The organism is Geobacter sp. OR-1 (assembly GCF_000813145.1).
In the GTDB taxonomy this organism is placed as follows: domain Bacteria; phylum Desulfobacterota; class Desulfuromonadia; order Geobacterales; family DSM-12255; genus Geoanaerobacter.
Genome location: NZ_BAZF01000013.1, coordinates 62022 through 87871 on the forward strand (window position 1 = coordinate 62022; position 25850 = coordinate 87871).

Annotated in this window: 17 protein-coding genes; all 17 read left to right on the top strand. The window is 54.6% G+C overall.

Annotation, left to right across the window (positions count from 1 at the left end):
• The first annotated feature begins 121 nt into the window (after positions 1–121).
• Positions 122–1078 (top strand): glycosyltransferase family 2 protein, encoded by a 957-nt coding sequence (locus OR1_RS13745; RefSeq protein WP_160295256.1) that lies wholly within the window; start codon positions 122–124, stop codon positions 1076–1078.
• Positions 1079–1081: 3 nt separating this feature from the next.
• Positions 1082–2617 carry a hypothetical protein gene (locus OR1_RS13750; protein ID WP_041972474.1) on the top strand — a complete coding sequence of 512 codons (1536 nt, stop codon included), beginning with the start codon at positions 1082–1084 and terminating at the stop codon, positions 2615–2617.
• A gap of 4 nt (positions 2618–2621) precedes the next feature.
• Entirely contained in the window at positions 2622–4118 is a 1497-nt protein-coding gene (locus OR1_RS13755; RefSeq protein WP_041972475.1) for a hypothetical protein, read from the top strand.
• Between the two features lie 2 nt (positions 4119–4120).
• Positions 4121–5686 (top strand): B12-binding domain-containing radical SAM protein, encoded by a 1566-nt coding sequence (locus OR1_RS13760; protein WP_041972476.1) that lies wholly within the window; start codon positions 4121–4123, stop codon positions 5684–5686.
• Positions 5687–5710: 24 nt separating this feature from the next.
• Positions 5711–7654 (top strand): hypothetical protein, encoded by a 1944-nt coding sequence (locus OR1_RS13765; RefSeq protein ID WP_041972477.1) that lies wholly within the window; start codon positions 5711–5713, stop codon positions 7652–7654.
• The gene (locus OR1_RS13770) at positions 7651–8424 is read left to right on the top strand and encodes a glycosyltransferase family 2 protein (RefSeq protein WP_041972478.1); all 774 of its coding nucleotides are present in this window, start codon (positions 7651–7653) and stop codon (positions 8422–8424) included. The genes OR1_RS13765 and OR1_RS13770 overlap by 4 nt, the downstream gene beginning before the upstream one ends.
• A complete protein-coding gene (locus OR1_RS13775) occupies positions 8421–10478 on the top strand; it encodes a hypothetical protein (protein WP_041972479.1) in 2058 nt (685 codons plus the stop codon). The genes OR1_RS13770 and OR1_RS13775 overlap by 4 nt, the downstream gene beginning before the upstream one ends.
• The gene (locus OR1_RS13780; protein WP_041972480.1) at positions 10475–11719 is read left to right on the top strand and encodes a glycosyltransferase family 39 protein; all 1245 of its coding nucleotides are present in this window, start codon (positions 10475–10477) and stop codon (positions 11717–11719) included. The genes OR1_RS13775 and OR1_RS13780 overlap by 4 nt, the downstream gene beginning before the upstream one ends.
• Entirely contained in the window at positions 11716–13419 is a 1704-nt protein-coding gene (locus OR1_RS13785) for a glycosyltransferase family 39 protein (protein ID WP_041972481.1), read from the top strand. Before OR1_RS13780 ends, OR1_RS13785 begins: the two co-directional genes overlap by 4 nt.
• 15 nt (positions 13420–13434) lie before the next feature.
• Positions 13435–15045 carry a tetratricopeptide repeat protein gene (locus OR1_RS13790; protein ID WP_041972482.1) on the top strand — a complete coding sequence of 537 codons (1611 nt, stop codon included), beginning with the start codon at positions 13435–13437 and terminating at the stop codon, positions 15043–15045.
• A gap of 51 nt (positions 15046–15096) precedes the next feature.
• Positions 15097–16698 carry a hypothetical protein gene (locus OR1_RS13795; protein WP_152609901.1) on the top strand — a complete coding sequence of 534 codons (1602 nt, stop codon included), beginning with the start codon at positions 15097–15099 and terminating at the stop codon, positions 16696–16698.
• A 62-nt stretch (positions 16699–16760) separates the two neighbouring features.
• Positions 16761–18794 carry a hypothetical protein gene (locus OR1_RS13800; protein WP_041972484.1) on the top strand — a complete coding sequence of 678 codons (2034 nt, stop codon included), beginning with the start codon at positions 16761–16763 and terminating at the stop codon, positions 18792–18794.
• 40 nt (positions 18795–18834) lie between these two features.
• Positions 18835–20292 (top strand): glycosyltransferase family 39 protein, encoded by a 1458-nt coding sequence (locus OR1_RS13805; RefSeq protein ID WP_041972485.1) that lies wholly within the window; start codon positions 18835–18837, stop codon positions 20290–20292.
• Positions 20289–21935 (top strand): hypothetical protein, encoded by a 1647-nt coding sequence (locus tag OR1_RS13810; protein WP_041972486.1) that lies wholly within the window; start codon positions 20289–20291, stop codon positions 21933–21935. The genes OR1_RS13805 and OR1_RS13810 overlap by 4 nt, the downstream gene beginning before the upstream one ends.
• Positions 21932–23554 (top strand): tetratricopeptide repeat protein, encoded by a 1623-nt coding sequence (locus OR1_RS13815; protein WP_052440461.1) that lies wholly within the window; start codon positions 21932–21934, stop codon positions 23552–23554. Before OR1_RS13810 ends, OR1_RS13815 begins: the two co-directional genes overlap by 4 nt.
• Before the next feature lie 14 nt (positions 23555–23568).
• Positions 23569–24360, top strand: a complete 792-nt coding sequence (locus tag OR1_RS13820) for a glycosyltransferase (protein WP_041972520.1) — start codon at positions 23569–23571, stop codon at positions 24358–24360.
• Entirely contained in the window at positions 24341–25813 is a 1473-nt protein-coding gene (locus tag OR1_RS13825; RefSeq protein ID WP_041972488.1) for a B12-binding domain-containing radical SAM protein, read from the top strand. Before OR1_RS13820 ends, OR1_RS13825 begins: the two co-directional genes overlap by 20 nt.
• The last annotated feature ends 37 nt before the right edge of the window (positions 25814–25850 follow it).

Here is a 25850-nt window from a genome sequence, read left to right on the forward strand (position 1 = left end):
TGCGAGTCAGTGCGGCATTGTTGAGGCTTCTGCTTTACTAGATAAATACATTAGCGATTATGGGACAGATCAAAAATTTGATTATGTGATCATTGATGACATCCTCCCATATATTGAGGACGTGTTTACTACTTTCTTGAAGATCAGGGAGTTGTGTCACGATGACAGCAAGCTGATAATGTCAGAGGTAAAGAGACTTACTTTACTGAGAAGGATAAGATCTCTTCTAATCAGTGAAGAAAAGAAGATCAATAACTGGATTCCGCGATCACTCATCGAAACACTACTTTATCTGGCAGATTTCTCTCCCCGGCCTAAAGTAAATTCCTGCATAATCTCTGACGCCCTGCCGGTCAAGCAGAAACGCGAATACAGCTATTCCGTCATGGTCCCCTGCTATAACGAAGAGGGCAATATCGCCCAGTGCATAAACCGGATCCCTGATCTGCAGCGGGATTATGAAATCATTGTTGTCAATGATGGGTCAAGCGACCGGACTGCCGAAGTAGTGCAAGAACTGATGGTGAATAACAGCAGAATCAGGTTCGTTGATAACCGTGTAAACAGAGGCAAGGGTTATGCTACGAAATGCGGCCTTGATCTGGCAACTAAAGATGTTCTAGTTATTCTTGACGCCGACATGACGGTCATGCCGGAAGATTTGCCATTGTTCATTGCGCCGTTTGAATCGCGCCACGCGGAATTTGTCAACGGCACCCGTATGGTGTATCCGCTGGCCGACAAGGCGATGGGGCCGGTACATATGTTCGGGAATACGATATTTTCTCTGATATTTTCCTATCTGCTCAACCAAAAGGTTACTGATACGCTTTGCGGTACAAAATGCATGTTTCGCAAGGACTACCAGCGCATTGTCATGAAGGATGAGGCCTGGCCCGATTTCGACCTTCTTTTCGGCGCTTCGCAGTTGAACCTTAAAATCGTCGAGGTACCGATACGGTATCAACCGAGAATTTCCGGCGAATCTAAGATGAAAACGCTCAAGCACGGCCTCATGTTGCTGACTGCATCTTTCAAGGGGTTCTTGAAACTCAAACTGAAATTCGGGATATCTTGAAGTATGGGCGGAGAATCGGAGTTCAGCGCAGTTCCTCAAGAAGGAATAGATGCCTGCAAGTTTGAATCCCTTGTTTGGGGCGCTATATTCTTCGTACTGGTAGCCTTTCTGCAGTTTTATCTCCCTTATCCCATTGATGACGACACGGCCTATCATTTTTCCGTCAGTGAACTGATTAGAAAGAACGGCATATTAGTCAATTTCCCCTGGACTCGTTTCAGCCTGCAGTTTGACCATTATGGCGACAAGGAGTTCCTTTTTCATTTACTCTTTATCCCGTTTTCTGCGCTCGGCTTTGTCAATGCTTCGCGTGCTGTCGGCATAATCGGCGGGTCGCTCATCCTAGTTACACTGTATACCTTACTCCGCAGAGAAAAAATCCGGAACGCCGGGCTCTGGACACTGCTGCCGCTGACAGTGAGCCTGTTTGCCTACCGGTTTGCCCAGGTGAGGCCGCAACTGTTTTCCATTGCACTGGCTCTGGCATTTTTGTGGAGTTACAGCCGGAGACGATATTGGCTGTTGCTGGCAGTTTCAGTGCTCTACCCCTTGTCGTACGTTGCTTTCTGGCAAATTCCGCTACTACTGGTTGCAGCAACAGAGGCTGCCCGCAGAACTGCCAAAGAAAGGTTCACGCCAAAGCAGTTACTGACGGTGTGCGCCGGGGTTGCCATCGGCATTGCTCTTCACCCGAATTCAATCAATTTGATGACAATCAACTGGGTTCATATGACTGATGTCCTCATGAGGAACGCATGGGGGAATAAGGTCGAATTCAACATGGGACAGGAGTTTGACCCGCTGACCATTTCGGAGTGGCTGACATACCTGCTGGCTCCTGCAGGCATGGCCATTTGGGCGCTGAATGTGTCATGGCGGCACCGCAAAGCCGATGCTCTGCCGCTTGCGGTTGCCCTGGCTGCACTGCTGTTCGGCCTGCTGACGGCCAGGACGAACCGGTTTCTCGAGTACTTTGTCCCGCTTGCAGTTCTGGCGCTTGCCCTTGTGTCGCGATGGATTGCCTGGCGCCATCTGGCGCCGGCATTGCTGGCAATATCGCTTATGTTCACCCTAACGGTAGCTACGGGGCCGTTTGTCATGCTTCGCTCTCCCGAGATTAGCAAATGGGTGATGGAGCCGGAGGTGGTGCATTTGATGGCAAGGGAGGTGCCGGTTGGGGCCAAGGTCTTCACAACCGGGTGGGAATACACCGGAAGCCTGCTTTTGAATCTGCCGGGCCGGTATTATATGGTAGCGCTGGATCCGACCCTTATGTACAAAAGCGATCCTAAACTCTACACTGACTGGTATCACCTCTTGCTCGATGCGCCCGGTAATGCCGCGGATATTGTCCGGACGCGATTCGACAGCAGGTATGTGATCAGCCAGAACCATACTGAGCTATGGCCATTTTTTAATGCATTAGCGGTCGACGCAAGGGTAAAAGTGCTGCTCTCCAATGATAAATGGCTGCTATTTGATCTCGGGGCGACCGGAACGAACAGAGGGCAAGTGGGTGATACGCGAGGGAAGTCATAGCACCATGACCGGCAATGAATGCAACGACACCAGTACATTTTCATGGCGCTGTGCAAAAAGGTGGGAGGCCCCGCTCTGCGTGCTCCTGTTCATCGTCATTGTAGCGATACTGCAGCTGTATCTGCCGTATCCTCTCGAAGATGACACTGCTTATCACTACTCGGTTTCCCGGTTGATAAGAGATTATGGGGTTCTGGACAGCTTTCCCTGGACTCCGTTCAGCCTTCAGGCGAAAAGCTATGCGGACAAGGAGTTCCTGTTTCACCTCCTTTTTCTGCCATTCATCGGATTGGGACTTGTCGATGCTTCACGTGTCGTTGGAGTTATCTGCGGTACCTTGATATTGACCGCCATCTATCTTGTCGCGCGTTTCGAGAAGGTACGGTATGCCGTTCTCTGGGCACTCCTTCCTATGGGTGCGAGCGCCTTTGTCTACCGGTTTGCCATGGTGCGTCCGCACCTGCTCTCCATCGCCCTTGCCATTGTGTTCCTCTGGGCCTATCTTCGGGGAAGAATGCGGATACTGTTCGCTGTCTCGTTGCTCTATCCGCTTTCCTATGTAGCTTTCTGGCAGTTGCCGTTGCTGCTTCTGTTTGCTGCAGAGACGGCACGCCTGGTCTCCGGGGGGAAAATCGATTTCAGGGCAATCCTTGCCGTGCTCGGAGGAGTGACGGCAGGGGTGGTGGTGCACCCGAATACAGTGAATCTGCTTGCAATCAACTGGTTGCATATGTCGGAGATACTGTTTCAGGGGGCATGGCGCGGCAGGGAGAACATCTCTCTCGGAGCTGAATTCAATCCGTACCCGATTGACGGCTGGTTGCAGTATCTGCTGCTTGCCGTGATCATGGCGGGTGCCGCTGCTTTCATTGCCTGGAAGGCGCGCAAAAGAGATCCCGCGGCATTGGCGTTTTCTGTCGCGGCACTCTTTTTCTGCCTTCTTACCGTCAAGAGTGGCAGATTTACCGAATATTTCGTGCCGTTTTCAGTGGTTGCCCTGGCTCTTTCCTCAAGGGAATTGCACATTCGGTACCTGGCGCCCTGGCTTTGCGCGTTGTCACTGCTATATACATTGCTGTTCGGGAGTTACCCGTATGAGGTCATGGGGTACCTCCCCGGCAGAAGCAGCTATTTCGAACCGGATACGGTCAAGGAGTATCAGCAGAAAATACCTGCGGGAGCGAGGGTTTTCACCTGCGGATGGGAATATACCGGGGTTTTGATGGCAGACTTGCCTGATCGGTATTTCATGGTAGCAGCAGACCCGACGCTGTTTTACATGAAAGACCCGGTCCTGTATGACCTCTGGTACCGCTTGCCGCTGGAGGCGCCGCGCGATGCCGCGGAAATCATCCGCTCACGATTCAACTGCAGGTATGTGATCTGCCGGAACGATTCGCAGTATGCCAATTTTTTCGATACCCTTTATTCAACCCCGAACGCAGCAGTTACAGTTTCGGGGAAATGGGTGATGTTCGATCTGGGGAAGGGTGCAGAGTAAAAATGAGTCTTAACGCTGCCAGCGGCTCAACAGCCAGTCCCGGGATTAGAGTTGCCGATAAACCGGTCACTATTTTGCGCCCTCCGGTCATATACCCGAAGCATTCGTTCAGTGTTCCGATCACGCCCCCCATAGCAATAGCCTCGTTGGCGGCTACTCTGGAAAAACATGGCTATCGTGTCGACGCCATAGACGCAATCGGCGAAGATCTCCATCATCTGGAAGAGATGCCCAGGCAGAGAGTGCTGCAGGGTCTGACATTCGAAAAGGTTGTTGCCCGGGTAGCGCCAGATTCCGATATCCTGGCGGTTTCGGTGATGTTTTCCCAGGAATGGCCGCTGATAAGGGATCTTCTGATTCTGATAAAGAGCAGAAACCCCGGATTGGTTATAATTGCCGGTGGCGAGCATATAACGGCACTTCCTGCCTTCAGCCTCCGGGATTGTGCCGCTTTGGATTATTGCGGCACCGGAGAAGGGGAGGGACTGCTTCTCGAATTCATAGCCGCCATCCGGTCTGGTAAGGATCCCAGGGAGATTGCCGGTCTCTGCTACCGGGACGGGGGGGAGGTGGTATGCAATCCGAGGCGACACCGGATCAGCGATCTGGACTCTCTGCCGTGGCCTGCCTGGGATAAAATACCGATCGAAACCTATCTGTCGGCCAGTTATGGCGGTTCCGGGCCCAAGAGCGGCCGCACCATCCCGATTGTCGCCACGCGCGGCTGCCCGTTCCGGTGCAGTTTCTGTTCGAGCAGCAACATGTGGGGCCAGAGATACGTGATGCGTTCACCTGCGAACGTTATCGATGAAATCAAGCTGTATAGCGACAAATACCGGGTTACCCACGTACACTTCTACGACCTTACGGCAATCATCAGCAAAGAATGGATTCTGGAGTTCTGCCGGCTCTATCGGGAGAAAAACCTCAATGTGGTCTGGTGCCTGCCGACCGGCACCCGCTCTGAAGCCCTTGACCAGGAGGTGATAGAGAGCCTAGCCGCTACCAATTGCCGATATCTGGTCTATGCGCCGGAAAGCGGTTCACCGGCGACATTGAAATCCCTGAACAAGGAGCTGAATCTCGATGCGCTTCTCCAATCGGTTCGAATCGCGGTCAAACAGGGAATCATTACCCGGTGCAATCTGGTGGTAGGTTTTCCCGGCGAAACCATCGCCAATTTGCTGGAAACCTTGGTCTTTCAGTTGCGGCTCGCCCTGGTCGGCGTTGACGATGCGCCTCTCTATCTTTTCGCCCCTTACCCGGGATCCGAACTGTTCGAGTATCTGCGGAGCAACAACAGGATCCCTGAGATTAATGATGAATATTTCGATACATTGATCGGGCAGATGGTGTTGAGTTCCCGGACAATGTACACCGAAAAGATGTCCGGGTATATCGTGGCTCTGGCCAGGATCATCGGGATGTCCTTGTTTTACGGGCTTTCATATTTGTTGCGGCCCCGGCGTATAGCAAGATCTTTCATAAATATCTTTGTCAGAAAAACTACTGATACGGTTTTTGAGCAGCGGATACTCGAAATGATTCAGAGACGATTTGGAAGGTGACGGTCCCAGGCAAAGACCGCGGTTATGACAGACTCTACCTCGAAAAATGCAAACGGAACCGGAACGGTATCCGGACTGCCCGGCAAAAAGGTTCTTTTGTCGGTTGTTGCCGTAATCTCACTGCTGGCCGGCATTTTCACCTTCTCGGCTATTGAATACAAAAGTCCGGTATTGCGTCTCGACGCAAAGAGCCTGGAGACGGGCAGATGGACAGTGCAAGCCGAAGCGGACGGCAGTAGCAGAAAATACACGAAAACTTTAGAGATAACCGATAACTCCGGTAACGAACGCCAGTACCTGGTTGAGTTGCCGGCAATCAAGACCAAATCGATAACCATAATCCCTGTTGGCCGATACGGGAGTTATGAAATCGGCACCATTTCCCTGTATAACGATACCGTCAGCTATTCCTGGTATTCGCAAGGAGGGTGCAGTAAAAAGATCTGGAGTCCCGTCATCCGCAAGAGCGAGCCTTGTCCGGAAGGTCGTCCCGGCATTGCGCTGAACAGTGATGGATCCATCAGCATTACTGCAATCCCGCAACTCGGTTTTGCCAACAGTAATGAGTTCCGGTCTGTAGTTGCGGTCATTATTGCCCTGGGACTCTTCTTCGGACTGGCTTGGGTTTTCAGTCCGACGCCCAATCACCGTTCGCGGCAGGATCTTGTCGACCATTATCTGGCACGAGTGGCGTGGCTTGTTGTCTGGGCACTGTATCTCTACCGGTTTTACCAGATAAGGGAATACGGCGTCGATGTGCCGTTTCAGGACGAATGGACCTATTTTGACCCGGAAGCCCTGCCAAACGGCTTTTCCTGGAAATGGCTCTTTAGTTTTCACAACGATCATCGCCAGGTGCTGACAAATTTCACGGCTTGGCTGAACCTGAAACTGTTCGGTTTTGATGTTGTCTACAGCATTTTTCTGAACAATCTGTTCTTCGGCTGTCTGCTTCTGGCAGTAAAAAAGCTGAAAGAGATTGTGGTCGGCAAGGAAAACTTTCTCCTGTTCCCGGCATTCATGGTATTCCTGCTGTCACCGATAGCCTTTGAAACCCAGTTATGGGGAATGGCTTCCACGATACATCTGCAACTGCTCTTCTCGGTTGCCGCTCTCATCTATGCCTACAAGGAAGAGCCGACTATCCGGGACGGGTTAATCTTTTCGCTGCTGGCCGTACTCGGGGTTTACAATTTTTCCGGGGGGGTGATCTTTGCCGCGGTTTATCTGGTGCTAACCAGCGGTTTTGTCCTCTCCGGAATCGCGCGTAATCGCATTGCGTCGAGAGCGGGCATAGGCTTTATCGCCACGAATTGGATCATTGCCGGCAGCGGCATTGCTCTCTGGTTCTACGGTTACCGGAAGCCGATGTGGTCGCAACCGTGGCTGTCCCCTTTTGATGCCAGGTTTTGGGATTACTTCTTGAACGTTGTCGCCTTTGGGTTCGGTATTGATGATATGGGGCTGCTGCCCGGGCTGGCCTGCGTTTTCCTTACTGTCATGCCCATTGTTCTGCTGCTCAAAGACAAGGAAAGCCGCAACAGGAATTCCACCTGGATAGTAGTGACGGCAATTCTGGGGATCTTTGCCGTGCTGGCGGCCATAAGCATGGGGCGCACGGTTCTCACCCCACCGAAAACCTCGAGATATGCGGAGTTCGGTTTCCTGCTAATCCCTTATGCCGCCCTGGCCTGGTGGCTTGCCATCAGGCAGGCGCGGCAAGCCGCTGTGATACTGGCTTTTTTGTGGTGCTTCTGTTTTGCCGCTTATTGGGATAACTGGGCAACGGATATGTACCTGGTCTGCCGGCAGGAAAGCATCGAAATCCTGGAGTGCGTCGAGGATTTCTATCGGGGCTCAGGTGATGGCGCCTGCCAGGAGCCCAATCCCGTACTGAAATCGGCCCGGATCCGACAACTGGAACTGGCCCGGAAACTGGGCGTCAAATTTACCACGAGATTTGAATGAGATCAGCCGATCATCAACCGGTTACGCCAACTACTGCCTCTGATCAGGCATCACGATCGGCAGGAATCCGCCTATCGGTAGTGATTCCTGCCTATAATGAGGAAGGAAGCATTGCCGAGGCCGTAGCAAGGGTTGTTGCCGCTATCTCCGGCGAAGTTGCCGAATATGAGCTGATTGTCGTCGATGACGGCAGCAGAGACGCTACAGCTGCTATCGTTAGTGAACTGTCTGCCGCCAATCCGAATATCAGGCTGATAGCACTCAATACCAATCAGGGGAAAGGGGCGGCGCTGCGCTCCGGTTTCCGTGCCGCAACGATGGAATACATCATCTTTACCGATGCCGATCTCCAGATACCATTGACGGACATCCCCCGCTTTATCGCCAACGCGGGACAATACGGCATGGTCGTCGGGTATCGGCAGAAAAGAGATGACTCGTTATCCCGCCGGATATTCTCCAAGGGGTATGCCTTTCTTATCCGGATATTGCTGGGGATCAGGCTCAAGGATGTAAACTGCCCATTGAAGCTGTTCAAGGCCACCCTGATCCAGTCACTGGATCTGCGTTCGTGCGGTTTTTTCATCGATACGGAGATCGTTTTCCTGGCGAAACAGAAAAAGACCGGTGTGCTGGAACTCGGGGTGGAGAGCCGGCGCAGAGCGCACGGCGCATCTACGGTCAGGCTGCGCCATATGTTCGAAACGGTCAGGGAGCTACGTGCACTTATGCGCAGGGGATCCGGTGAGTGGGAGAGCATTCGATCATGACAATCTCCCCGCATGTTGAACCGCCGGTAACCCGATACCGCTGGGATCTATTGCTCGGTGTGCTGGTGCTCGCCATCTTTGCCGCCATAGAGTGGCAACACCCCTGGTACTTTCTTCAGGACGACAACCGGGATCAGAACCTGCCGTATTACATCCATAACATCAGAGCCATCCTGGCTGGCGAGTTCCCGCTGTTCAATTTCCATCAATACCTCGGTACCCCTGTCCATGCCTGCATCCAGTCCGCGTCGCTATATCTGCCTAACTACCTTGCCCTGATCCTGAGCAGCGTCCTGTTCGGGCATTATTACGGCGCCATGGAATTCATCGCCCTGTTTCACCTGCTGCTCGCAGCAACCGGTTTTTCCCGGCTGATGCAACATTTCGGATTACACAATATTGCAGGTTGCTTTGGCGCAATTGCCTGGGCATTCTGCGGCTTTGTCATTGTGGTCGGCAATTCGTGGATTCAGGTCGTCGGTTACGCGGCCTATCTTCCCTGGATACTCTTGTTTTCCCTGAAGATGGCCGAGGGGTTCAGCCTGAAGGTATTCGTCCTGCTGGCGCTGGTGCGGGTTATCGATCTGTTCCTCGGCTACCCGCCTTATTTCATCTACACGGTTACGTTCGATCTTTTGACGGTCACCGTTCTTTACTTTGCATCCGGCGTCAGAGGAGGGTGGCGCCCCTTTGCCGCTTTTGCCTGCCGCCAGGCGGTCAATTATCTTTGTGTGTTCCTGCTCGCCGCGCCGCTGCTTCTCCCGGCGCTGCACCAGGTGAGCATATCCGCAGACCGGCAGCGACCCCTAGGTTGGGAGGAGTTTTCCCAGTTCAGTTATCGGCTGGCGGACTGGTTAAACGGCCTGATCATGCCGTTTTCTGATATGGCGGTAAACAGCTGGACCGAGCAGCAGTTTATCTCACATATCGGCTATCTGACCCTTTTCTTCCTCATTGCGGCTTATTGGCAGGATCAGGCCAAGCGGAAGGTTGTCATCTCCCTGGCCGTGATCGCGCTGTTTTCACTGCTCTGGGCGTCCGATACCTTCGTAACCCGCTTGTTTTACCAGATCCCGTTTCATAACCGCCTGCGCTGGCCTTTCAAACTGGGTTTTTTCACCAGTTTCTACTTGATCGCGGTCGCCTCTTTCGGTTTCGATGCCTGGTACCGCAGGTTTGCGTCTGCGGGCCGGAGCCGTGGCTTTACCGCTGTTGCGCTATCGGTCCTGTTCGTCTGCCATATCGCCAACTTCCTGATTCTGTATGCCGGCACGCCCCAGCGGATGTTTTCCAGGCATTTCGATGCGCCGCCGTTTGCAGAGCCGCTGCAGAGCATGCTTGCGGATGGGAGGATCGTGAGCATCTGCCCGAGCCGGGTGAAGGAGGGGGAAAAGCAGATATACGGCTATTCCGTGCCGCAGCTCGGGTTCAATTATGCGACGCTGTTCGGGCTTTACCACTTTGCCGGTTACGAGCTGCTGGTGTCGCAAAAAAATCTCGATGCCGCGCTCGGTTTGAACATCCGGGCAGATTTCAACCTGCAGCCCGGGGCACCTCTGGACATCCCGGCAGCGCTGCCTCTGGACTACTTCCGGGAGTGGGGGGTAAAGTGGTATGTCGTTGACAGAGGGGTAAACCTGCAGGGCATTGGCGGGCTTGAGCAGGTTTTCCGTGACGAGAGGCGGATTGTGCTGCGGGACCGCTCTGCAAGGCCCTTTGTATACTGGCTCGACAACCCTGGAGCCGGGGGAGTGCCGCACCGGTTCACTACCAACTCGATCTTCACTGTTACGGAACGGGCAACTGCCGGGCCACTGCTCGTCAATGTCCTGTACAACGGCTTCTTTAAGGCGGATATCGACGGGAAGCCGGCAGGTATAGCCGAAACCGGCGATGGCCAGATGTTGGTGGTCGTCCCGCCAGGGCGGCACGAGGTGAGGATAAGCTTTGTGGATCCCTATTTCCGTGCCGGAGTGTATGTGGCAGCCGGTTTCCTATTGCTGGCCGTGATCGCAATCGCGTCATGCCGGTTTTGCGGGAGACGTGCGCCGTGACCTGGCCTGGAACCGATTCATACCGGCGGTATTGTCTGCCGGTGGTCCTCCTGATCTTTATTGCCGGACTCTGTTTGCGGGTGACCGTTTTTACCGGTCAGCACCAGGAAGGGGACGAGCTGATCTACATGACTCTCGTCGAGCAGCTGGACAGCGGTAAAGGGTACACTCTCCAGGGGAGCAATCTGCTTGCCGAAGGGGTGATCGACGCGTACCAGTATGACCGGCCGCTGTTCTTCCATCCTCCCGGCGGGATAGCCCTGTGCTGGCTCTTTTGGCGGCTGGCCGGTCCCTGGGGGTTCCCTCTCGTACAGCTCTGCTGCTACGCCCTGTTTTTCTGGAGCATGCTTGCCCTGGCCAGATCGCTTGATCTGGCTCCGCCCGGGCTGGTGTTGCCGATGGTGGCGCTGCTCTCAGCCATTAACCCGATTGTCGTGCAGGTCAATACGAAATTCTGGCTCGACGGACCGCTGCTGGCCTTTACCATGCTCGCCGCTGCCCTGCTGGCAATGAGTGCAAAGCGCGGGAGCCTGTCCTGGGCCGTTGTCGGCGGCCTGGTCCTCGGCTACGCCAGCCTGATAAAGATTACCGCCTTTCTGGTCGTGCCGGGGCTCATTCTGGTCCTTTGGCATATTCTGCCTCAGAAGCGGCTGCGGACCCTGGCCGGGTTTGCCTTTGCCATGCTGGTGCCGGCGCTGTTGCTGCAAATACCTTGGAGCTACTGGCAGTGGTCGGTCTACGGAACGGCATTCCCCGGCTGGGCGGGGAGGCCCTCGGAAACCCTGGTCCTGAGCAGTCCATATATCCATTTCCTGACTGTGGAGCGCTCGCCGCTGGCGTACCTTTCCCTGTTCCCCAGGGTGCAGTGGACAGTCGTGCCGGCGCTGCTGCTCCCTTTGGTTTCCTGGCGAAACAGCGGCAAGGTACGGCTCTGGTCCGCCCTTATATTATGGGGGGGGATTGTGGTCTTGTTTCATGTCCTGCTCGGTTCAATCGGGTATTCAAAGGTGTTGCGTTACGTTATACTCGCAACTCCTCCGGTTACCCTGCTCTTTGCCTCCCAGCTGGGTGAAACCATTGCTGCATATAAAGAGGATGCCTTGACCGGGTTTCGCAGGAATGCGGCAAATGTCCTGATTGCCGTATCCTTGCTGGCTCTGCTCCTCGAAGCAATAACTGCCGTCAGGACGGCACTGGCCACTGACCTGGCCCTGATTGTGCCGATAGCGGGTGGATTATGAAAATTGCCAAGCGGATATCGCTGCCGCTGCTCCTGCTCATGTTCTTCGGGTTGTCGTTCAGCGCCGGACTTCGCGAATCGCCTACCATCGACGAATTCCGCCATATCTCCACCGGTGTCTACTACTGGCAGAGCGGTGACTTCTCTTTCGACCGCGCTACCCCGCCGCTCTGGAAGCTCGCCTTCAGCCTTCCCGCCCATCTCGTCGGCGCACAGCCGCTTCATCCACCAGTACAGGACGGGAGCTATCCGGGATGGGATGGCTGGCTGATGGCGACCGATTTCATGAAGGCCAACCCCGGCAATTATTCCTTCTTCGTTACCGCGGCCAGGTCGGTGAATCTCCTCGCCGCAACGCTCTGTCTGGTTTACCTGTATCGCCGGGCGCGCCAAAGCTTCGGTCATGATGCCGCACTCTTCGGCACCGCCTTCCTGGCCTTTTCGCCGACGCTGCTCGCCCATTCCCACTACGCAACGACCGATGTGATTGCCGCGCTTACCCTGACGGTTCTGGTGTTCCAGATGATCGATCAGGTCATCTCCCCAACCTGGTTCCGGCTGGTCAGCATCGCTGCCATGTTTGCCGTTTCGTTCCTGTGCAAGTTCACGGCGACGATTCTGCTCCCGCCGTTGCTCCTGGTTATCTGCACAGGAGCGCCGACGCTCGGGGAGAAGTTGCCCAACCGGACGGGGATACCTGTCGGTCGGGGCGCCAGGTCGCTCGCCTCGCTCCTCCTCTCGCTGCTCGCAGCAGTGCTGGTCGTCCTCGTATTGTTCAATGCAATGTACGGTTTCAAGGGGGCCGGATACCGCCTGAACGAACTGGAGCTGAAAAGCCGGTCCCTGCATTCGCTGAGTCTGACCCCGGTCGGGAACCTCCCCCTGCCGCTCCCCAAAGAACTGGTCCTCGGATTCGACCACCAGAAAGGCGACAGCGACAATGCCGAGTTCCCGGCTTTTTTTCATGGCCGGTGGTCTCCCAACGGTTTCTGGTTCTATTATGCCGTTGCTTTTTGTCTCAAGGAGACGGTGCCGTTCGTCCTGATGTTCTTGCTGGTTTTTCTGGTCAGGTCCGGCGCTGGGGTGCACCCTCCGGACCGCAAGGAGGGGCTGCTTCTCTGGTATCTTCCGGCAACGCTCTTCATTGTGCTGAGTTTCATGAACAGGCTTGATATCGGGGTACGTTACCTGTTGCCCGCCTACCCGTTTATCTGTTACTTCTACAGCAGGGTCTTTGCCGCGAGTGCCGGTCGCAGGACGTTGCGATTGGCGCTGCTGGGGCTGCTGGCGTTTCACTGCCTGTCGGTGCTCGCGAGAGCTCCGCATTACACCGCATATTTCAACGAGCTGGTCGCTGGCCCGAAAAACGGCTACAAGTACCTGATCGATTCCAATCTCGACTGGGGGCAGGACCTGCCGGCACTGAAACAGTATATGCGGGAAAACCGGATCGAAAGCATTCAACTGGCCTATTTCGGCCATGCTTTCCCAGAGTTCTACGGCATAAACTACGAACCGCTTCTCGACCTGCCGAAACCGGGGTATGTGGCTGTCAGCGCCACATTTCTCCAGGGGCTACCGTATCTCATGACTTATCTCGATCCGCCATACTCTCTGGATTACGACTATTACGCCTTTATGAGGCAGTACGAGCCGATAGCGCAGGTCGGCCATTCGATAATGATCTACCGGATAAACTAAGGACCAAAGGGTGAAATGACAAAGCTTCCCGGGAATACGGCTGTTAATGTAGCGATCGCTGCCGGTCTGCTCTGCCTGCTTGTCTATCTGCGGGCGCTGGCGTGCGGCTTTGTAAACTTTGATGATCCCGGTTTCGTGCTTAACAACCTGCCGATCAGGCATTTTGGCCCGGCATTTCTTGCCAATGTCTTTACCGCGCCGTACATAGATTTCTGGATGCCGCTCACATGGATCTCTTTAGCTGTTGACTATTATTTCTGGGAACTGAACCCGCTGGGCTATCACCTCACCAACATAGTTCTTCATGCGGTTAATGCGGGGCTGGTTGCCCTGATTGCCGACAGGGTACTGCGCCGGAGATGCGAGGAGATCGGCACCGCAAGGGGGGAATATGCAGCAGCCTTGCTGCTGGCAACGCTCCTGTTCGGCCTCCATCCGCTGCGGGTCGAGTCGGTTGCCTGGATCACGGAACGAAAAGACGTGCTGAACGGCGTGTTCACGCTCGGGTCGGTACTCTGCTACCTGGTCTATGCCGATCGGAAATGGGTGCCGGAAGCAGGGGCTCGCACCGGTTTTTACCTGGCGGCCATAATACTGTTCGCCCTTTCGCTTACGGCAAAATCGGTCAGCGTGGTCCTGCCGGTCATGTTCCTGATACTGGACTGGTTTCCGCTAGGCCGGTTTCGCAAGCAGGGCCTGGTTTCTCTGCTGGTCGAGAAACTCCCGTTTCTGGCCTTGTCGCTGGCGGTATCTCTCATAACCATCCATTTTGCCCGTCAGGGGGAGCTTTTCCTCTCTTACGCGGCGCTCCCCTTTGGTAAACGGGTGATCATCTCCGGTAATGCCGTCTTTGAATATCTGCGGCTGATGCTCTTTCCGGTCGGGATAAGGCCGTTTTACCTGATCCCGCCGGAGCTGCCGGCAGCATTCTATATCAAATGCGCGGCAGCGGTAGCAATCACCGTTTACTGCCTGGCGAACGCCGGGAGACGGCAATGGCTCGCGGCAATCTGGCTGCTTTTTATCCTGCCGCTTCTGCCGGTACTGGCGTTTCTCCAGAATGGCGGGGAGCAGGCGATGGCCGCCCGGTTCACCTATCTGCCCGCCATTGCTCCCGGAATCGGCGCCGCATTTTTCCTGGTCACCTGGTCAGGGAGGCAGCAGAATTGCCGGCCGATATTGCTGGCCTCAATCGCGCTGCTGCTGGTCTGCTATGGCGGGATGACCTACAGGCTGATCGGGGTCTGGGACAATACCGGCACCTTGTGGTCGCGGGTGCTTGAATCGCAGCCGATCGGCAGGGCATACGTGGAGCGGGGGATGTATTATTATTCCGTTGGCCGTTACGCGGATGCGGTCAAGGATCTGTCAGTCGCCATCGATATTGCGGGGCAGGGAGGGATTCCGGTTCTGCACAATCTCCATGCCTTTCGTGGCGACGCCTACCGGGCTATGGGGCAATACGGAGCGGCAGTGGCAGACCTGACCGCTGCCATCGCCATTGCTCCTAACCCGTCGTGTAATTATCTGCGCGGCCTTGCCTTCAAAGCGATGGGGAGATCTGCCGAGGCGGCAGGGGATTTCCTGGTTGCCGGTCCGCAACCGATGCCTCTTGACTGGTATTGAAGCATGATCCGCAATTTCTTGATGCAGATATCAGGTGAAAGACAAAAGAAATTGAATAACACATCTCAAATCAATCTGCATAGCCTTGCCGACAAAGCCATCAACAGCCTCTTTATCACCTCTGTCTTTATTTCGGCAATTATCTATTTATTGCATATCGTTACTCATTTCCCCTTTTTTGACGGTTCGATCCATACCCGCTATCTCTGGTTGTTGTCATCCGGCTTCAAGGCAAATGTGGATTTCTTCTGCATCTATCCAACACTGGGCTATTTTCTCACCCTGCCGTATTTTAAGCTGTTCCCGGAGTCGGCCTTTGTCCTGCTGGCACTCCGGCTCTTTTCTGCAGTAGTTGTCGCGCTCCTCGGGCTTGCTTATTATTCCCATGGCCGTAGAATCTCCGCTGATTGGGTCGTTGCACTGCTCCCTTTTCTCCTGATCAGCACTGACCGCAGCATCGGGGTCTTTTTTTCCGAGTACAGCATCGACCACCTCGCGGCACTGGCGGCGATCCTGGCAATGACAATCATCATGTCCGAACCGGGTTTTTTCCGGCTGGCGCTATGCTCGGCACTCAGTCTGATCTCGCTGTTCATAATGCCCAAATACCATTTCCCGTTGTTTTTCGGCTTGCTCGGCTATCTCTGGGTCTGCTATGCAACATACCGAAAACCTTCCATGGTGATATCTGGGCTCTGTGCCGGCGCTATTTCAGCATTGGCGATAATTTTCGCGATTTTCAGCCTGAACCACGGTTCGATAATCGACAATTTCAAATACGCCTATCTGTTCAATTTCAGATTCACGTCGGTACTCGACGAACAGATCGGCAGCTCGCCGATGTATTCCCCGGTCATCGTTTATGTCTGGACTTTTCTCCGCCACCATCTGCTGCTTTCTTTCTCGTATGCCGTAGGGATTTATGCCTGGCTCAGGTATGCCGTAAGCGGCTGGCGAAAACCTGATCCCCTCATCTGGGGTGGCGGGGGGATTCTGCTGGGCTGTTTCCTTGCCACGCTGTTTGATGCTGTATATTGCGAACAATACATCACGCCGGTATTGCTCTGCCTGGCCCTTTTTGTCCCTGTTGCCTATTCGGAAACCGTTTCGAGCCAAAGGACGATAAGATATGCCCGGTACCTGTTCGTAACAATTGCTTTTGCCATTCTTGTGGCAAGGCTGGACCGGGTAGCCGACGAATTCCACCTTACGGCGTATAACGCCCGCGGCAATACGGCTACCACGAGAACGATAATCGGCGAAGTGACAATGGCTCCAACCGGCATAAACATCTTGAATGAATATGACGACCTGCTGGCGCTTATCCCCAAGGACGAAACAGTTGTAGCTGCCTGGCCGTTTCACCCTTTGTTCCGGCGTGATGCCGCTTTCCAGATATTTGATGACCGGCCGAGCCTGTCGGGGGCATTTCAGGAACGAGACCCCCTGAGTCGGTCATTTGCCCCGGAAACGTTCATGAATGCGTTGGAGAAAAGCGCTCCCGCACTTATTGTCCCCCAGAATCTGGATGAGTTTTTCCCTCCGGGATGGGACCTGGTTGTGCAAGATTTCCTGTCCCGCCATAGGCATCTGTACGAAGAGTATGCCACCAATATGTATAAAGGGTACATCAGGAAGGATCTGCTGGAATAAGATCCGAGTCGATTGAAACATGAAGCGGTCATTCTTTTTTTATAATGGACTGGTGCTGAGGCATGATCCGGTTGTCTGAAGCCGATACCGAAGAAAAACAGAGAACGCCACTGGATCCGGCGCTCGTGGCAGAGCGGGTTACCCGTCCGCTCAGCCTGATTTCCGCAGCGTTATTGTTTGCAGTTATTGCGGCAGTAATCACCGCACTTTACACGCCGCCACCCTTTGACCAGCGCGGGATAACGGCGATATTCTGTGCCGATCCCGCGGATTTTGCTCCGGAACCGCTGGAACGGCTGCTGTTCTTTTCCGGGGTTGTAATCGTGCCGGTATTATTGCTTGCCGGGCAGATCGTTTTTTCACGGTTAGTGAAATTGCTTCCGGTAAAGATAATGGCGGTTGTCTGCCGGTGGACCGTTCCTGTTGTACTGGCGATGGTTTCGGCACTGGCGTTGTTTGTCGTCAGCAGTAATCCCTATTTCCTGGAGAAAAGTGTTTTTAATGGCACGGGCGCAATGCTTGCCACGGTCGTTGCCGCCATTTTGCTCTGGGTGATACTGCTCTCCGGAGACGAAAAGGGGATTGTTTCGCATCTGCGCGTGCCGATTCGCCGGATATCCCTGGCAGTTGCGGCCTCGGCCATAATCCTTGTCTGCCTCTATTCCATAATCGGGCTTGAATCAATTGAAAATCTACCTATTTTTTATTACAGCTTCAACGCCGTATTCCATGCCGTGGTGCAGGTCTGTGCCGGTAAGGAACTGCTTGTGGACCTCGTGCATCAGTACGGGCTCTACCCACATTTCATAGAACCGGTCTTTGCGGTCATCGGGCTCAGCGTCCTGAAATTTTCCCTGCTCATGTCGCTGCTCATGGGGGTTGCCCTTGTTTGCCTCCTGAGATTCATCCTGGAAAGCAGCTCCAGCCGGATCATCGGTTATCTCGGGTTTGTTTGTCTCGTTTATTACAGTTTCTTTTTCTCCCGGGTCGTCCACCAGCCGGACAATTTTTTCCAGTATCATCCGATCCGGTTTTTCTGGCCGGCAGTAGCGGTCTATTTCGTGTTCAGATACCTGCAGACCGGCACCAAGCGACTCTATCTCACGGCACATCTGCTCTTTGCCCTGAGTGTGCTCTGGAATTTTGAAACAGGGGTTGTGGTGTTTCTCTCGTGGCTGCTGGTCCTGATCTATCAGGAAGCTGTTGAACGGAACTTCCGGAGGATGGGCTACCATTTCCTGACATCCGCAGTTTCATTGTCCCTGGTCACAGGGGTATTTGTTTCCTACATGAGGATGAGGTACGGGAGTTTCCCCGAGTTTGGCGGGTTTTTCCAGTACCAGCAATTGTTCTACCTTTACGGGTATTACATGATGCCGATGCCGTTGTGGCATCCCTGGATGCTGGTCATTCTGGTATATGCCCACGGGCTTCTCGCTTCAGTCCGGCCCGTTGCCGACAGGCGCTATTCCGGCCGATCGGCCATGATCTTTTTCCTTTCAATCATGGGCGTGGGGCTATTTGCCTATTATCAGGGTAGAAGTCACGACCTGAACCTGCTTGCGGTTAGCTTTCCGGCAATCCTGATTCTGATCCTCCATGCCGATAAGCTCGCTAACAGGGCATGCAGCGCCCCTTTGCCGGGTGACCGGTATTTGTTTCTGCTGATCACTTTTTGCTTTGTTTTCGGTTCAGCCACATATTTGATGAATATTCCGGCGATTACCGGGACAATCATCAGTAGAATACGCCCTGTCCTGGCGCGGGATAATACGGTGGTAACCCGGAACGTTGATTTTATAAGGCGAAACAGCTTCAGGGGCGAGAAGCTGCTGATTCTGTCGATGCATTCCGGGATCTACTACCTTGAATCCGGCACTGTGCCGCCATTGAAGATCCCAGGAATTACGGAGTTGTTACTTGCCCGGGATTTTAATAAGATCGTCGAATATCTGGGGAGCGCTGCGGAGAAGGTGATTGTCGACCGGCAGTTCATCAGCCTCCACCCCGAACTTGCGGAGTTGCTGGAAGAACGGTTCAGGATCAGGGAATTAAGCCCGGCCGGCGATATCGGCATCATGGAAAAGGTCCAGTAGTGATGAGATTGGCAACTCTTTCATGGATCTGGAGTGTTGATTGAAACGTGAAGCAATAATACTGTTCTTGATAATCGGCTTCTCGTTTGCGTTGCGAATGGCGTTTTTGCACGAGCCGTTGCAGCGGGACGAGGGGCATTATGCCTACATCGGCCAGGAGATCCTTCGTGGGAATGTCCCGTACCGGGATGCGATCGAAATCAAGCCTCCAGGCGCATTCTATATTTATGCCGCAGGTATGGCGGTTTTTGGGGAGACCGCCGTTGCCATAAGGATGTTTACGGCACTTTATGCCATGTTCACAGTGCTGGCGGTCTATCTTACCACCAGACAGGTATGGGGCAATAAGGCAGGGCTCTGGGCCGCATTCATTTGCGGTTTGACCTCCAGCGGCCCGCTGGTTGAAGGGAGCAGCAGCAATACCGAAGTGTTCATGGTTCTTCCCATGACCGCCGGTATCTATTTCTTCCTCAGAAATGCCGCTACCGGCAGACCTGTTTATCTTGCCGCAAGCGGCATGGCAGCCGGCCTGGCCATGGTGATAAAACCGGTCGCACTTCCTCAAGTGCTTATCCTTTTCGCGTTTCTTTTTTTCCTGCCCAAATCCCGGGGAAGCATGAAGGGGATGTTGGTCAATGTCGGCAGCTTTATTCTGCCGATAGTGGTTCTGGCTGCAGTTACCCTTGGCTATTTTGCCTCCAAAGGGGCTCTCGACGATTTGCTGTGGTGGACAATCAAATTCCCCTTTAACTACCGTGACAGCGGAATCTACGGCCCGCCTATAGGCAAGGCCTTCGAACGGATTGCCCCGGAATTTGCCCTGCCACTGGCAGCTTCGCTCCCGACTGCTGTTTGGATCGTCCTGAAACGGCCGGGATACAAAGAGCTGCTCATGATGGTTCTTACCCTTGGTGCGGTAGCTGGTGTCTACCTCCCCGGGAAATTTTTCCCGCACTATTTCATCATCCTGATCCCGCAACTGGCAATCCTTGCCGGCGGGGGGATTGCCAGCGTCTTTGCCATGGACAATGTACGCCATCCAGCGGTTGTTGTTTTGATCATTGCCGTTCTATCGTATTCGATTATGAAAGAGTATCGGTTTTATCTTTTCTATCCCCCGGAAAAGATTTCAGAGTTGAAATTCGGCAAACAGTTTGTAGAGGCTGTCGAACTCGCCGAATACATCAAGAATAGGACCGTTCCTGCGGATTATCTGTTTCAATGGGGACTGGAGCCGGAGCTGTATTTCCTTTCAACCCGGCGTTCTCCGACCAGGTATATAGCCAGTGTATTGCCCGCATGGTCGGAGCATCCACAGCGGGCCGTTCTTGAGGTCCTTACCGCAATACAGCAAAAACGGCCAAAATACCTGGTCTATCAACCGGACTGGGCAGACTGGGAGGGGCAGGAAGAGATCGAGTATGTCATTGACCATGATTATGTTCTGGAAGAGCAGATGGCCGACTGTTATGTTTATCGACGGAAGGACGGGATGTGAAAAATAAGACAGCACAGAAACAGGACGGGATTTTATGGGCCGGCGCCGTATTTGCCGCCGTTGCGACGATCTGCGTATTCCTTACCTCGCTGAAAAACGAGTTCCTCGAACTGGACGATCTTGGCTACATTGTTGATAACCGGTTTATCGACTCCCTGGACTGGCAGACCGTTGTCTGGGCATTCACCCGCTTTCACGAGGCCAACTGGCACCCCTTGACCATGCTCTCTCTGGCCATGGACCGGCAGTTGTGGGGAATGAACCCGGCAGGATTTCATCTTACCAACCTGTTGTTTCATGGTGGCACGGTCTTCCTTGTCTGTTTCATCTTCAAATCGATACTGTCGTCAGCGGCTCTGAACTGGTCGGAGAGATGGCCGGCCGGCCGGCAGATCGTCTGGGCCAGTATTGCCGGCGCCTTGTTCTTCGGCCTTCACCCGCTCAGGGTGGAATCGGTAGTGTGGGCAAGCGAAAGGAAGGATGTCCTCTGCCTGTTTTTCGTCGCTGCAGCCATCCTGTTCCATCTCAGGTACGCGGCTCGACGGTCCCTGCAGCCTGGCAAGCCGTTCTTCCGGTTCGGTTCATACTGGATAACCGTATTGATGGCGCTGCTCGCCCTGTTGAGCAAGCCGACTGCCGTCAGCCTGCCGATCGTCCTGCTCCTGATCGACTGGTATCCGCTTGGCAGGATGGTTGACTCGAACGCGATTTTCCGAGTTGTGGCGGAAAAAATCCCCTTGTTGCTTATTGCTGGCGGGACAGCGGCGCTAACCGTGAAGGCACAACAGGAGCCGATCATGCTTTCGGCAGACCTGACCGTTGTCTCCAGGGTTCTCGTCTCTTTCAAGGCAGCGATGTTTTACCTCTGGAAGACGATCTGGCCGACCGGTCTCGCTCCTTACTATCCGCATCCGGGGAATGTATCGGCGACCGCACCGGGTGAGTATCTTGCCTATGCCCTCGGTGTTGCAGCCATCACGGTTGCCGCAGCGTATATCGGGAGACGTAAGCGGCAGTGGCCGGCACTCTGGCTCTATTTCCTTGTTACTCTGGCCCCGATGCTCGGGATCATCCAGGCCGGGAGCCAGTGGATGGCGGACCGTTATTCATATCTGCCGTCACTGGGGATCGCCCTTCTATGGGGGGCTGGTGTCGTATGGATTTCTGGATGGCTGCATGCAAGGGGGCTCAAGGATCTGGCCGTTACTGCCGTTGGATTTGCGGCCATCCAGATCGTTTGCTATACCTTGATGACCCTGTGGCAGATCAGCTGGTGGCAAAACACCGAAACCATTGCCACCAGGGAAATTGGCATCTATCCGAAGCAGATCGGCGCCGCCTACTTTGCCCGGGCAAAGTACCGCAACGAGGCCGGAAACTATTTCGAGGCACTGGTTGATATCGACGAGGCGCTCGCCATTGCCCTGCGGCGGGGACGGACGTCGAAATACTCCGAACTGGCCTTTACCCAGGCGAAGATCCTCAGAAATCTCAAACGGCTGCCGGATGCGCTTGCTGCCGTTGATTGGGCCATCCAGACAAGTGAACAGATGCCCAGGCCGGAAATTTTCAGATTTCGCGACGATCTTTCCCTAGAGATTGCCGGCTCCGGGACAGACAGCATGGGATCGGGACAGAAGTGAAAGAGAGTCGGAACTATATCCGGTTGGTGGCCGCCGCTGTCGGCATCATTACACTGCTGGTATATCTTCCGGCCCTAAACTGTGGGTTCATAAACCTGGATGACCCGTTCTACATCACCAACAATCCGTTCATAAAGAGCCTTGATCCCGGTTCGATACGCAGGATTTTCACCGAATCGCATCTCGCTGCCTGGCTCCCCCTGACCTATCTCTCCTTTGCCCTTGATCACCTGTTCTGGGGAGACAACCCCACCGGCTATCATCTGACCAATATTATCCTGCATGCACTAAACGCCGGTCTGGTGGCTCTGCTTACCCACCGGATCCTGATTGCCAATGACTGCGTTCTGCAAAAGTGGCATTATCCGGTTCTGCTGCTGTTCGCCGGGCTTCTGTTTTCAGTCCATCCGCTCCGGGTCGAGTCGGTTGCCTGGGCCTCCGCACGCAAAGATGTCCTTAATGGCCTGTTCACCATTGCGGCCATCCTTTCCTATCTGAGCTATGTCCGGCGCAAAGCCGCCGGGGAGCCGCGGTATCTGATCCCGTATGCACTGGCGCTGGCCTGTTTTGTGTTATCTCTGCTGGCAAAGCAGGTGAGCGTAACCCTGCCGGTAATATTGCTGCTGCTGGACTGGTACCCCCTGGATCGGATCGGCAAAGGCCGCTGGCGGGGGGCGCTGATCGAAAAGATCCCGTTCGGGGTCATTTCCCTGGTGATAACCGCCCTGACCATTTATTTTGCCGGTTCCGGGAAGAGCCTGATCTCCATGAGGGACATGCCGTTCTACGTCAGGGGGGTCATCTCCGGCAATGCGATCTTTGAATACTGCCGGCTCTGGCTGTTTCCGGTCGGGATCAGTCCGTACTTCGTGGTGCCGAGGCCTCTTCCGTACAGCTATCTCGTCAGGACCGTTCTCGTTGTCTTGGTTTTGCTGTACATGTCTCGTGACTTTCTGAGAAGGAAAGGTTGGGCAGTCACCTGGTTTTGTTTTATAGTGCTACTTGCGCCGATGCTCGCCTTTATTCAGGCAGGTGACGACCTGGCACTGGCGGCACGCTACACCTATCTTCCGTCGATAGCGCCTGGAATCGCGGTTGCGGCCGGTATTGCCCTGCTTTCGCGTAGATTGAAGCCGGTCCGGCTCAGGCCGGTCCTGATTGCGTCGCTCTTGACGGCAGCACTGATCGTTGCCGTGAACATCGGGATTTCTCTGCAGCTGATCAAGGTTTGGAAAGACACCGGCAGCTTCTGGTCGAGGGTGATCGAGATCGACCCGCTGGGACGCGCCTACGGCGATCGCGGGGTTTTTTATCTGATCAATGGCAAAAGCGGTGCCGCAGTTGCCGATTTCAACGCGGCCATTGCAATTGCCGCCAAGTCGGGTGTCGGCTCGATATACAACCTCTATGCCTTCAGGGGGGTTGCGCTGAGCGATATCGGCCGCTATGAGGAGGCGGTGGCCGACTTTGACAAGGCGATAGAACTTTATCCGCATCCGACCTATTTTCAGCAGCGCGGTGCTGCCTTGAAAGCACTGGGCCGGTTCGATGCGGCCAACGAGGACCTGCGCCGGGCCGGGCCAAACCCGCCAGCGATAGACTGGTTCAGCAAAGACTGATGTTGGGAGAGGTAATGCCGGTAAAAGACCATCCGTTCAGCGTCTCGATCATCATGCCGACCTACAACGAGGCCGGCAACATTGCCGATCTGATGAGGGACGCCGTCGAACATTTGAAGAAAACCGGGGTCACCGGTATCGAGGTGATCGTTGCCGATGACGATTCGCCGGACCTCACCTGGAAGATCGCCGAAGAGACCGTCTGCCCAGGTGCGACGGTCAAAGTGTTGCGCCGGCTTGAGAATCACGGGCTCACTGCATCAATGAACGATGCGATCGCTGCCGCACAAAATGATGTCATCGTCTGGTTCGATTGCGACTTCTCCCAGACTCCCGACCGGATTCCGCAGCTGCTGGAAAAGATCGGCGAGGGGTTCGATGTGGCCGTGAATTCCCGCTATCTGCCCGGTGGAGGGGAGAACCGTTGCGGCGATGGCTCCGGACTCCATCTGCTCCTGAGCAGGTGCCTGAATTATTCGTTGCGCCATCTCCTCGATCCGGCATTCACCGACTATACCAGCGGTTTCATCGCGCTGCGGCGGGAGGTCTGCCGGGAGTTCCGGCTCCGCGGCGACTACGGCGAGTATTTCATCGACTTCATCTACCGGGTTTTGCTTTCAAAACGTTTCCGAGTGGTAGAGCTGCCGTATATAATGCAGCAGCGTCGGAGCGGGATATCAAAGACCGGCACCAATCTCCTCCATTACCTGAAACGCGGGCGAAAATACATTGCCACCATAATGGCGTTGAGAAGACTTCGGGCCGGGGGGGCGGTGGAGAATACTGATGCGCATCCTGCTCCTTAATCCGCCTGCGGAACATACCGCCAGGGAGTACGTTGATCCCGCCAACCCGAATGATCACGGCCTGCTGGATACGGCCGACTTCGGGCTGTTCCCGCCGTTGGGTCTTCTCTATATCCTTGCGGCACTGAGGAAGAGTGAGCCGAAGCATGAGCTGTTTTTCCTCGATTGCATTGCCGAGAAGATCAGCCACGTCGAGCTGGCGAAGAGAGTGGCCGAGATTGAGCCCGATCTGGTGGGAATTACCAGTTTCACCATAGCAATGTACGATGTCTGCCTGGCGGCAAGAACCGTCAGGGCCATCTTCCCCTCGGCGCATATTTGTCTCGGCGGGCATCATCCGATCGCTTTCCCTTATGAGGCGGCAGCGCTCCCGGAATTCGACTCGATTGTTATCGGCGAGGGTGAGGAGGCGTTTCCCGCACTTGCGGAAGCAGTGGCTAAAAGGGCCGATTTCACCGGCATCAGAGGGGTGTATACCGCCGCGTCGATCCGGTCCCCCCGGGTGGGACTGCTGGAGGACAACAGGTTTCTGAACCGCCGGATGCCGCCTCCTGCCTACATAAAGGATCTTGACCAGATTCTGCCCCCCGACCGATCGTTTATCCGGAATATCAATTACCGGAGCATCGTGGGCGCTTCCGACAGGCTTGCCACCATGATCAGCAGCCGCGGTTGCCCCTGCAGCTGCACTTTCTGCGATGTTCCGTATAAAGTCTATCGGCAGCGATTGGTGCAATCAATCGCCAATGAAATCAAGAGCTGTCTTGATATGGGGTATGACGAGGTTCACTTTTATGATGACCTCTTCAATATTACCCCCGAACGAGTCATTGCTTTCAGTGATGAGATTGTGCGACGGGGTTTCCGGTTTACCTGGGACTTCAGGGGTAGGGTGAATACCGTCACCTTGGATTCGTTGAAGCGTGCCAAGGCAGCCGGGTGCCGCATGATATCGTTCGGGGTGGAGACCGGTAGCGATGAGGGGTTACTGCTGCTGAAAAAGAACTGTACCGTTGCGCAGATTCGACAGGTTTTTCAGTGGTGCCGATCCGTGGGGATTCTCACAATTGCCGACTTCATGATCGGGCTGCCGTTCGAAAAGAGCGCTGTTGACGTGCGCCGGAATATCGATTTCATGCTGGAGATCGACCCGGATTTCGCCCAGGTGTCGATCCTGTCGCTCTTTCCGAACACGGAACTTTTCGCGGATGCTGCAAAACTGGGTCTGATCCGGCCGGAGCGGTGGCAGGAGTTTGCCCGCAATCCGGTGCCGGACTTCCATCTGGATCACTGGGAGCAGTGGCTTAATATGTCGGAACTCCTGCGCCTGCAGAAGAACTCCTATCAACGGTTTTACCTGAGGCCGCGCTATATCTGGCGCAGCCTGCTGGCAACCTGCAGCCGGCACGAGTTTGCGGCCAAGGTTCAGGGGGCGATGAAGCTCTTTCGTTAAAGTATATAACCGGCCGCCAGGGTCGAAATAATAATGA